Consider the following 11,363-nt stretch of genomic DNA (forward strand, 5'->3'; position numbering starts at 1 on the left):
CAGAGCCCTTGGCCGTGGGAATGGTGAAGAGCTTTGTCACAGCGGCAGGAACCTTGGTAGAACGGGTGGAAAAAGTCCTTCGTCGCCGCTTCATGCGCGGAAGGCTCAGGATAACAGACGAAAACGGGCTACTCAGGAAATAGACGCTTGTCAGACGCTTCGCGCGAATTCCTATCTTTAAGGCCCTCAAATTTTTCCCTTTCTGCCTGCATGGCCGCTCCTATTTCTTCTGCTTCCTCCGTTTCTGCCAGCCCCGCCACCCGCTCCTACGCCGGGCCCATGCTGCTGATGACCACCCTGTTTTTCCTGTTCGGGGCCGTTACCAACTTCAACGATGTGCTGATGCCCTACCTCAAGGATGTGTGTCAGCTCACCGATTTGCAGTCATCGCTGGTGCAGTCGGCATTCTTTGGGGCCTATTTTCTGATGTCATTGCCGGCGGGGCGGCTGCTGGAAAAAATCGGCTTTAAGCGCGGCATCGTGCTGGGCTTGCTTATTATGGCGGTCGGGGCGCTGGTATTCGTACCGGCGGCCAACTCCCGCACGTTTGGCTTGTTTCTACTGGCCCTTAGCCTGTTGGGCGCGGGCATCACCCTCTTGCAGGTAGCGGCCAACCCCTACGTATCGGTGCTGGGCTCGGCCCGCACGGCGGCCAGTCGCGTCAGCATCGTGGGCGTGGCCAACGGGCTGGGCGGCACCATTTCTCCTCTTATAGGTGGCCTCATTCTCTTCGGCGGCTCGGCCGTGCTCAAGGCCCAGCTGGCGGCTCTGCCCCTGGAGGAGCGTCTCACCCAGGAGGCCACGCTGGTAAAGCCCCTGTACTTGGGGCTGGCGGTGTTTTTGGCGGTGCTATCGGCTTTGTTCTTCCTGGTGCGCCTGCCCGAAATCGAAAGTATTCCGGCCGACGAGGAAGCCGCGCTGGCAGCCGAAGCCCACGCTACCGGCCGCCGCTCGGCCCTCGACTACCGCCACTTGGTGCTGGGCGTCGGGGCCATTTTCATGTACGTCGGCGTCGAAGTCGGCCTGGGCTCCTTCCTGATTCGCTACGGCGAAAGCCAGAATATCAGCCAGCTCAGCAGCTTCACCCAGCAACTGGTACGCGGCCTGAGCCTGGCCACGGGCTGGGCCGGGGCCCTGTTTGGCCACGCCCCCGAGCCTATTGATACCACTACCGGCTTCACCAAAGGCGTGGGCGCGGTGCTGGTGTCGTCCTACTGGTTTGGGCTCATGGTGGGTCGCATCATCGGCATTCCGCTGCTCAGCCGCTTCAACGCCCGCAAGCTGCTGGTGGGCGTGTGCGCGGCCGGCACCTTTTTCGTGCTGGCCTCCATCGTCAACGACGGCGAAGCGGCCCTCTGGCTGGTGGTACTCTGCGGCCTGTGCAACTCCATTATCTGGCCCGTGGTGTTTCCGCTGGCCATCACCGGCCTGGGCCGCTTCACCAAGCAGGGCTCCTCCTACCTGATTATGGCCATCGTGGGCGGGGCCATCATTCCGCCGCTCATGGGCTGGGTAGCGACCAACGGCGGCGGCCTGCGGGTGGCCTTCGTGCTGCCGGCGCTGTGCTACGCCTACCTGCTGTTTTATTCGCTGAGCGGGTATCGGGTGCGGTAATTCTCGCTCGCCGCCCCAGCGGCAAACTACCGCACGCCAGCCCCGGCGGGGCGGCATATCGGAAGAACCCACGTCGCCCGCAGAATTGCCCAAGCCCCGGCGCGGCGACACAATCGACACAACGATACGTGCCGCCCCGCTGGGGCCGAAAAGTATAGTCCGTCAGTGGCCTGCTAATGAAAAGCCCACTGGTTCAGCCGGTGGGCTTTTGCGTTTCATCCCGAAAAGGCCCTTCCGTCATAGTACCACGAAGCTGTTTTAAGAAGTCGAAAGAACGTCATGTCGAGCCTTCGCGAGACATCTCGTGGGCCAAGGCAATCAGATTACCCTGGCAACATCAGCACGCGAGATTCCTCGACTTCGCTCGGAATGACGTTCTAGTGTTTCTGGGCGACCTCCCAAACAGCTTCCACACCGTGCTACCGCACCCACAACGGGCAAACGGCTAACTTTGCCGCCGCACGCACTATTCCCCGCTTTCCTATGGCTTCGGCTCCCGCTCTCGAACACCACGTTTCGCTGCTGCCCTACAACACGTTCGGCATCGATGCCAAAGCCCGCCTCTTCGCCCGCTTCCGCAGCGTGGACGAGCTGCGGGCCCTGCTGGCGCTGCCCGAAGTGCAGCAGGCCGAGAAGCTGGTGCTCGGCGGCGGCTCCAATCTGCTTTTCACCCAGGATTTCGACGGCGTAGTGCTCAAAAACGAAATCACCGGCCTCAACATCATTGCCCAGGACGAAGCCCAGGATACGGCCCTGGTGCGGGCCGGGGCCGGCGAGTCGTGGCACGGCATGGTGCAGTACGCGCTGGGTCAGAATCTGAGCGGCATCGAGAACCTGTCCCTGATTCCGGGCACGGTGGGCGCGGCTCCGCTCCAGAATATCGGGGCCTACGGAGCCGAGCTGAAAGACACCTTCGACCACTTGGAGGCCGTGGAAATCACCACCGGGCAGCTGCGCACCTTCACGCACGAGCAGTGCGGCTTTGGCTACCGCGAGAGTGTGTTCAAAGGCCCGCTGCGCAACCAGTACATCGTGACGGGCGTGGTGCTGCGGCTGCGGCGCCTGCACCGGCTCAACGTCAGCTACGGAGCCATCAGCACCACGCTGGCCGATATGGGCATCGGGACCGACCCCACGCCCCAGGACGTGAGCGAGGCCGTCATCCAGATTCGGCGCAGCAAGCTCCCCGACCCGGCCCAGATCGGCAACGCGGGCAGCTTTTTCAAAAATCCGGAAGTTTCCCAGGCCAAATACGACGCGCTCAAAGCGCAGTACGCCGATTTGCCCGGCTACCTCGTGCCCGGCGGCGTGAAGGTGCCCGCCGGCTGGCTCATTGAGCAGTGCGGCTGGAAAGGCCGCCGCTTCGGGGCCCACGGCGTGCACGACCGGCAGGCGCTGGTGCTGGTAAACCACGGCGGCGCGCAAGGCGCGGCCATCCGCGACCTGGCGCACGAAATCATTGCCTCCGTGCGCGAAAAGTTTGGCATCGAATTGCACCCCGAGGTTAACATTTTGTGAACCTGGCTGGCCGCAACCCGCACCACAGATCGTAGACCCCGCTTCCTATACTTTTGGTCTGGAATGCTGAATACAATTAGGCTAAGAATAAGCATATTTGTGTTTTATACGCTCGCCTGATCTACCCACTTGTTGCTTCTTCGCTTCATGAAACATGTTACTCTTCTCGCGCTGCTGCTTGGTGGCGCAACCTATGCCCAGGCCCAGGCTCCCATTACCCTAACGGCCGCTCGCGCTGCCGGTCCCGGCGCTACCGTAGTGGTGCGCGGCACCGTAAGCAACGGCCCCGAGCTGGGGGGCCTGCGCTACGTGCAGGACAAAGACGCGGGCATGGCTGCGTACTCGCTCAATGCTCCCGGCTTTTCGAGCTTGGTTCTGGGCGACAGTGTGGAGCTGCGCGGCACGTTGAAAAACTACAACGGGCTGCTGGAAATGGACCCTATCTCGTCCGTGAAAGTGCTGGCCAAAAACCGCCGCTTGAGCGTGGTGGAAATTCCGGCGGCAGATCTGACCAAAGTTTTCTCCGAGCCCTACGAAGGCCGCTTGGTGAAGGTGAAAGGCACGAGCAACATCACGACGATGAATGGCTCGACGCTGACGGCCATGAACGGCAACAGCAACTACCTCATCAACGGGCAGCGCGGCGCGCAAATCCGCATTAACAACGCTTCCAGCGGTGAAACTGGCTTGGTAGGCAAAACCGTACCCACCAGCGAATTCGACCTGATTGGGGTCGTGAGCCAGTACTCGCCTACCGGTACCGGCGGCTACCAGCTGCTGCCCCGGCTGTATACTGATTTCGTGTTGGGCGGGGGCCTGCCCAACGTAATGGGCGAGCCAGTGCCGACTGACATGAGCCGCACGGGCTTTGCCGTTACCTTCCAGACCCAAAACCCCGGCGACACCCGCGTGGAGTACGGCAAAACCTCGGCCCTGGGCACCGTAGTCGCCAATGCTACCCCAACGACCAAGCACACCATCGCCCTGACCGACCTGCAGCCCGGCACAGTATACTACGTGAAGGTCTCGTCGACCAACGCCGTCGGCAAATCCGATTCGCCGGCCGTGCCGATGATTACGGATACCAAGAAGCGCGCAACTTCCCGCACCCGCACCACCGAGGGCGCAGAATAGCCTTCGCACCACCGGAACTAATCATTGCAGCCGATGCTTTGCCGGTAGCCATCCAGCTTTGCAGGCCCGTATCACCTGACTTCTAACGAATTAGAGCGTGTTTGTTTCCAATAGACATGCTCTAAACTTATCAGGCGGTCCTGCTGAGCGAAGTCGAAGCATCTCTACCGCACTAGTATATATACTTGTTCCTGAATTAGAAGTGACATAAAAAAGGACGTCATGCTGAGCCTGTCGAAGCATCTCTACCGCAACAGTACTCTCAACCATGCGAACGAAGCGGTAGAGATGCTTCGACAGGCTCAGCATGACGTCCTTTTTTCGTTTCGCTTTATTCAGGAACAAGTCTTATGCTTAACTGTGGCACGCGAGATGTCTCGCGTTGCCCGGCATGACACACCATGTCCAACAGAGATTTGCCTTTTTTCTGCGCATATTTTCCTATTGCCCGTTTCCATAGCTTCATGAAAAAAATTACTCTTTTAGCCCTGCTGACTCTCGGGGCAAGCGTACGGCCCGCGCTGGCGCAAACCATTGAAACCATTGCCGCGGCCCGAGCCAAAGGCGTGGGAGCAACGGTAGCGGTGCGCGGCACGATTTCCAATGGCCCCGAATTGGGTGCCATCCGCTACTTACAGGATAAAGAGGCCGGCCTGGCGGCTTACGCCACGACCGCAATTTTTGGCAACCTGGTGGTCGGTGACAGCATCGAAATACGGGGCACGCTCAAAAACTTCAACGGTATTCTGGAAATAGATCCGGTATCCTCGCTTACGGTGCTGGCCAAAAGCCGCCCGCTGTCCGTAGCCGAAGTGAGCGTAGCCACCGCTGGCTCGCTGTACACGGAGGCGTATGAGGGTCGCCTGGTCCGTATTAACGATAACACCAGCATTACGGGCGCTAACGGCGCACCGGTGAGCGTGTTCACAGGGAATACCAACTACCAGCTCAACGGCCAGTCGACGCTGATTATGCGGCCCAGCACGTCCTCGACGGGCGCGGCGGGCATCGTAGGCAAGCCAGTTCCGACGGGTCCTTTCGACCTGATTGGCATTATGAGCCAGTTCTCCAGCACTGGTGCTGGCGGCTACCAGCTACTGCCCCGCCTGTATGCTGATATCGTGCTGGAAGGCCCCAAGATCCTGAACGGCCCTACCCCATCGGCGCTGTCGCGCACGGGCTTCACGGTCAACTTCGGCACCCAGTTTGCCGGCGACACCAAGGTAGAGTATGGCACCACGCCCGCACTGGGCACGGTGCTTACCTCGGCCACCGCCACCACCACGCACGCACTAGCCATCAGCGGCTTGCAGCCCGCTACGGTATACTATGTGCGGGTATCTTCTACCAACGCCAGCGGTGTTTCCAACAGCGGTATCGTGCCCATGATTACGGTATCGAACTCGACGGGTAAGATTCGGAATTACTTCAACGCTTCCGTCAATACCAGCCTGGCGCTCCCCAATAACGCGGCGGTGTACCTGAACCAAACGGTGCCCGACACACTGGCCCGCTACATGGACCGCGCCCAGGAAACGCTGGATGTGGCCATCTACAACTGGAACAACTCGACTATCGTGGACGCCGTCAACCGTGCCCACGCCCGGGGAGTGAAAGTGCGGTTGGTATATGAAGGCACCAATGCCAACAGCAGCGTACCCGGCGTGAACAGCGCCATTCCACGCATCAAGCGCGACTCGGATAGCGACGTCAGCAACCGTGGCATCATGCACAACAAGATTGTGATTATTGATGCCAACAGCACCAACCCCAACAGATCATGGGTGTGGACCGGCTCGACCAACTGGACGGCCGCGCAACTTTTCTCCGACCCCAACAACGTTATTGCCGTGCAGGACCAGAGCCTGGCCCGCACCTACACGATGGAGTTCGAGGAAATGTGGGGCTCAGCGACCAACACGCCCGGCACGCCGGTTTTCGGCAACCGCAAAACGGACAACACCCCGCACTTTTTCCTCATCGGCGGCTCGCGCGTCGAGTCGTGGTTCAGCCCGACCGACAACGTAAACGCCCGTCTGCTCGAAACCATCCGCACGGCCGACAACGACCTGCACGTGGAAACGATGCTCATCACGCTGAGCGAAATCGGCCAGACCATCCGTGACCAGGTGCAGCTGCGCAACATTGCCGCCTGCTCGGAAGCACTGCTCAACGATACGTCGAACGCCGGTACGGGCGCCATCTTCCGGACCATCAAAACGGCCATCGGCAACCGCATTATGGTGGACAATGTCAACGGCATCATGCACCACAAAACGCTGATCGTGGATGCCGGCGCGTCGCAGTCGGACCCGCAGGTATTCGTGGGCTCGCATAACTGGAGCTTGTCGGCCAACACGACCAACGACGAAAACACCCTGATTGTGCACGACCCGCTGGTGGTAAACCGCTACTACCAGGAATTTGCCAGCCGCATTGCCAGCCAAAATCGCGGCGTCACGGTATGCAATCTGGTGTTAGCCAACAAAACCGCCACCGTGCAGCAGTCGACGGTGCAGGTCTACCCGAACCCGACCAGCGGCAAGTTCAAGCTGCGCATCGAGGCCAGCAAAGCCCGCACGGCCGCCATCACGCTGCGCGACGCCACCGGCCGCGTAGTCCTGAGCCAGACCCAGCCTATCGGGGCCGGGGAAGAGGTGAGCGTGGACGCTTCCAGCCTGAAGTCAGGCTTGTACATGGTCCAGATCGTAACGCCCGAATCGACGCAGGTAAGCCGCGTGGTAGTGGAGTAGGTTCTCCGCCCCGGATCAGGAACGTCAAAAGAGGCGGCCTCCCCGGTGGGAGGCCGCCTCTTTTTTGTATCGAAGCTGTTTTAAGCACGTCATGTCGACCAACGGGAGACATCTCGCGTGCAATAGTATATGATTTACCATTGCACGCGAGATGTCTCCCGTTGGTCGACATGACGTGCTTAGACAGCCTCACCTTCTTTCCTACCAACCAAGCCGCCCGGCCTACTCGCGCAGCAGCTTGAGCACCGCGTGCTGGCCCGCCTGGGTAGCCTGCACATTGTACGCTTCCCCATCTGGTAAGCCAGTGGTTAGTAGAGGTTAGGCAGCTTGTTTAAACTCGAGAGGCGTCATAAAATCCAGGGCTTGGTGGGGCCGCAGCGTGTTATAATCAAGCATCCACTCGCCGACGAGTTGCCGCACATGGGCCAGCGAGCGGAACAAGTACGCATCAAGCACCTCGCGGCGAAATGAGCCGTTGAAACGTTCGATGTAGGCATTCTGGGTCGGTTTGCCGGGCTGAATCCAGTGGAGGGTGATGCCGTGCGCCTCGCACCATTCGGTGAGACGGGCACTGATGAATTCGGGTCCGTTGTCGGTGCGCCGCTGCGCCGGTCGGCCATGGCACTCCGCCGCCCGGGTCAGCACCTGCACGACCCGGGCGGCGGGCAGGGAGAAGTCAGTTTCGACGCCCAAAAGCTGCCGGTTATAGTCGTCGAGCACGTTCAGCGTGCGAAAGCGCCGGCCATCCGTCAGCACGTCGCTGGTAAAGTCGAGCGACCAACAGACAGTAGCGGCCTCGGGCACGCGCAAGGGCGGCCGCACGCGGGCGGGCAGGCGCTTTTTGAGCCGCCGGGGCAGGTGCAAGCCCATCGCCCGATAGATGCGCCAGGTGCGCTGGTGGTTGATTGTCAGACCATTTTTGGGCAGCCCGCCGTTTCGGGGGGTATGCAGGGTAGCGCGGGCTATCCGGATGCGGCGCGGCCGGCGGGTAGTGGGCCCGGCGGCCGTGCGGCTACGGCCCCTGGCGGGCCGGCCCGCCCTTGGTTTTGCCGGCTATCCGCTACTTTGGGAGCATCCTATCTGCTAAACACTACCTTGACGATGGAAGAGTTGACCTCCCCGGCGGCCGAACCCGAGCTGCCCACCACGCCCGAGGCCCGGGCCGCCTACATCAAAGCGGCCCAGACCAAGCCCGACCTGGCCGCCCTCGAACGCCTGTTTGCAGCCGAGCTGCAAGCCCACCCCGCCCTGGAAGAAGCCCTGGCCCCCTACCACGCCCACAGCGGGCCGTCGGTAGTGCGCTTTTATGCCAGCGCCAAAGCCGCCGCTTTCATCAAAGGGCCGTTGCTGCTGAAGCAGGCGGGGGCGCACTTCGTCGAGATGCGCGAGGCGGCGGCCCACGACCTGTGGGAGATTCAGCAGAAAAAGCTGTTCGACTTGCAGTGCCGCTGGCGGGCGGGGCAGATTACGCTTCCCGGCGTGCGCCACACCGAAGAATTCCGGCAGTGGGAAACCTACATCGACTACTGCCCGTGGCTGCCGCCCATCACGGCCGACGAGGTAGCCCTCTACGCGGCGTATCTGCGCTCCGACCACTACGCACCCAACCAGAACTGGGCCTGGCAGAACTACCGCCGGTTCCGGCACGCCGCCGAAGGCGACGACCAGGCCCCCGACGACGAGGCCGCTGCCCCCGACGATGACGACGGCTATGAGGCCACCACAAACCGGGCCTACCGCACCCTGCCCGCGTGGTATCAGTACCACAACGAGGCCACCGGCGAAAACCTGCTGCTGACCCTGCCCGACCTGCGCGGCGAAAAAGAGGCCTACTACATCGGGATTACCGAAGCCGATAAAGAGCAGAAGCTGGCCGCCCAGCGTGCCCGCGGCGACCTGGCCGCTTCGCTGCCGTGGCACCCCCTGTTCCTGCACCGCGACGACCTGGTGCCGTATTTCCGGCAGTTTGAGGACCCCGCCGACCTGCCCCGCCTGCTGCGCTGGTACGAGGCCGGCCACCAGGATGAGCGCCGCCGCCGTGGCTACCTGTTTGAGGCTACCCATTGGATCGAGCGGGCGCTGGAGCACCAGGCGGCCCCCTGGCCCATCGCCGCCCACGCCGACTGGCGGCAAGCGGTGGTGGCGGCCGGCCAGCGGGCCTGGGGCCACCAGCTGGCCGAGGTGCTGGCCGACGTGTGGCAGGAGCAGCAGCAAAACCGCGCGTTGGGCCTACCCGCTACGGGTCCGAAAGTGTACGGCACGCGTACGCCCTTTGCCGAGGTGAACTGGGCCGAGGAAGAATCCTACCAGCCCAAGTTTATTCTGCGCGGCCGGGAGCTGGCCGGCGAGCCGCGCGACTTCAACTTCTGAGGCACCCCGGCTTCGGTGGCGGACCCGGCGAGCCGTAGCCCCCGCCGCAACCTAGAAACTGCCGCCGGGCGTGAAAAGCGGAAGGCGGGAGGGGGCGCAATTTTAGCGGGCGCAAGTATATTTGCGCCTCTTCAACTTGCGCCCCCCCCTCCCGCCTATGCGCCTGCCCCGCCCCGGCCCTTTGCCCGCCCTGCGCCGCTACCTGGCCCTTACCCAGGCCAGTGCCGCCGCGTTGCTCGGCACCACCCGCTCCCGCCTGGCCCAGGCCGAGGCGGGCACCCGCCCGCTGCCGGCCGCCGCCGATGCTGCCCTCACGGCTCTGCTGGCGGCCCTGCCCGCCCCTACCCGCCGGGCGCTGACCGCCGACCCCGGCCACGCGGCCCCGCCGCCTGCCCCGGCCGGCTTGCCACTGCCCGCGCCCCACCCCCCGGCCCTGGCTTCGCGCCGCCACGAGGTCAGCCAGGCCCTGCGCCGCGCCGAGGCCGCCCTGGCCGCCGTCGAGGCCCAGGCGGCTGCCGGCCAAGCCCGGCTGGCGCTGCTGGCCACCCCCGCCGCCCCTGCCGCCCTGGTCGCCGACCCACGCTTTGCCCTGGAGGCCGGCCACTGGACCGGCCCGCTGGCCCAGGCCGACCGCCGCCTGCTGCAAGCCGCCTGCGCCGGCCTGCGCGCCGAGCTGGCCGTGCTGGCCGGCTGAGCAGCTGGTGGCGGTAGTGACGGTGGTGGCGGTGGTGGCGGTGGCAAAGTCCGCCAGAACGAGTACCCCGACGCCGGGCGGTGGCCCGTTGGAACAGCGCCGGGGATGCCGTGCCCTGTCCGGAGCAGCGCTTCGGGGCACAGGGGCGGCCAGTGCCATCAGCTTCTGCAGCAGGCTATAAGACTTGTTCCTGAATAAAGCGAAACGAAAAAAGAACGTCATGCTGAGCGCAGTCGAAGCATCTCCACCGCAGTGGTACTTAGCATTGCGGTAGAGATGCTTCGACAAGCTCAGCATGACAGCCAAATTTTAGCATCGGTTCCTAATTCAGGAACAAGGCTATACAATAAAACAACCCGTTTGCGTTAGGAAAGCGGCCCACCGCTGGCGGTGGACCGGGTGCCACCGGGTGGCGGCACCAGCTACTCACTTTTACCCCTCTATACTTTTATGAATGTTCCCACGTTCGATTTCACTGGCCTCGACAGCCAGGCGGCCTGCGACGAAGCCCTGACCCCGGCCCGCGCCCTGCTGGCCGACCTGACCAACCGCGACGTTAACCTCGACTACCGGGGCGACAAGGCCGAAACCCGGGCCGGCAACGCCAAAAACGCCCTCATCGGGGTGCAGAGCCGCCTCGATGGAGTGAACGACCAGCTCACGGACCTGCCCGCCGGCCCCTCGCGCCGCCGCCTGGAGCTGGAGGCCGAGCAGGCCCGCCTCGTGGCCCGGCAGAAGGAGCTGGCGCTGCGCGGGGCCTCGGGTGCCGCCCTGGCCCTGGCCGAGCTGGCCGAGGCGCGCACCCAGGCCGAGCTGGAGATGGTGACGGCCTTCGTGACCCAGCTGGAGGCCTACCGCACCACGCTGCCCGCGTAGGGCGAGGGCCGCGCGAAGACCTTCCTTCGGGAGAGCAAAAAGCCCCGCCGGCAGCTGCCGGCGGGGCTTTTTGTTGGGGTCAGCCAGGAAGTATAGGGATTAAGTAGTCACGTAAAAGTAATCGTAGCAAAAAAGGCCGTCATGCTTCATCTGGCGTCCGCTTGTCGAAGCATCTCTACTGCTAAACTAACCTGATTACTTTGGCGGTAGAGATGCTTCGACAAGCTCAGCATGACGTTCTATATTCAACACGTTTACTTCTGCACGACCACTTAAACTTGACTTTAGCCTTTTGGGGGTTGGTAAGGAGGCAAAAAAGAAACCCGCCGGGTAGGGCAGGCTTAGCTTTGGGTAACGACACCGTTCTGCTATGCCCACCTTCCCCCGCGAGTTTCAGACCGTAA

8 protein-coding genes are annotated in these 11,363 nt (G+C 62.7%); 7 read left to right on the top strand and 1 reads right to left on the bottom strand.

Translation table 11 applies throughout. The features are described from left to right. Positions 1–210 precede the first annotated feature (210 nt). From E5J99_RS10025 to E5J99_RS10040, 4 genes are all read left to right on the top strand, one after another. On the top strand, positions 211–1,614 hold the full coding sequence (locus E5J99_RS10025; protein WP_135497592.1) for a sugar MFS transporter: 1,404 nt from the start codon (positions 211–213) through the stop codon (positions 1,612–1,614). 483 nt (positions 1,615–2,097) lie between these two features. Then, positions 2,098–3,132, top strand: coding sequence for a UDP-N-acetylmuramate dehydrogenase (gene murB / locus E5J99_RS10030; RefSeq protein ID WP_135497593.1), 1,035 nt, complete (start codon positions 2,098–2,100; stop codon positions 3,130–3,132). A 147-nt stretch (positions 3,133–3,279) separates the two neighbouring features. After that, positions 3,280–4,266, top strand: coding sequence for a hypothetical protein (locus E5J99_RS10035; RefSeq protein WP_135497594.1), 987 nt, complete (start codon positions 3,280–3,282; stop codon positions 4,264–4,266). A 464-nt stretch (positions 4,267–4,730) separates the two neighbouring features. Next, positions 4,731–7,019: a phospholipase D-like domain-containing protein gene (locus tag E5J99_RS10040; RefSeq protein ID WP_167852062.1), complete on the top strand. Its 2,289-nt coding sequence runs from the start codon at positions 4,731–4,733 to the stop codon at positions 7,017–7,019. Between the two features lie 318 nt (positions 7,020–7,337). On the opposite strand, the gene E5J99_RS10045 is transcribed toward E5J99_RS10040, so the two are convergent. Continuing rightward, positions 7,338–7,889 carry an integrase core domain-containing protein gene (locus E5J99_RS10045; RefSeq protein WP_245318864.1) on the bottom strand — a complete coding sequence of 184 codons (552 nt, stop codon included), beginning with the start codon at positions 7,887–7,889 and terminating at the stop codon, positions 7,338–7,340. Here E5J99_RS10045 and E5J99_RS10050 point away from each other — a divergent pair. The 3 genes from E5J99_RS10050 (at position 7,878) to E5J99_RS10060 (ending at position 10,959) form a co-directional block, all read left to right on the top strand. After that, positions 7,878–9,389: a hypothetical protein gene (locus tag E5J99_RS10050; protein WP_135497597.1), complete on the top strand. Its 1,512-nt coding sequence runs from the start codon at positions 7,878–7,880 to the stop codon at positions 9,387–9,389. The two genes, E5J99_RS10045 and E5J99_RS10050, sit on opposite strands and share 12 nt — an antisense overlap. A gap of 157 nt (positions 9,390–9,546) precedes the next feature. After that, positions 9,547–10,083 (top strand): hypothetical protein, encoded by a 537-nt coding sequence (locus E5J99_RS10055; protein ID WP_135497598.1) that lies wholly within the window; start codon positions 9,547–9,549, stop codon positions 10,081–10,083. A gap of 450 nt (positions 10,084–10,533) precedes the next feature. Next, positions 10,534–10,959 carry a hypothetical protein gene (locus tag E5J99_RS10060; protein WP_135497599.1) on the top strand — a complete coding sequence of 142 codons (426 nt, stop codon included), beginning with the start codon at positions 10,534–10,536 and terminating at the stop codon, positions 10,957–10,959. Positions 10,960–11,363 lie beyond the last annotated feature (404 nt).

The organism is Hymenobacter elongatus (genome assembly GCF_004745955.1).
Lineage (GTDB): Bacteria > Bacteroidota > Bacteroidia > Cytophagales > Hymenobacteraceae > Hymenobacter > Hymenobacter elongatus.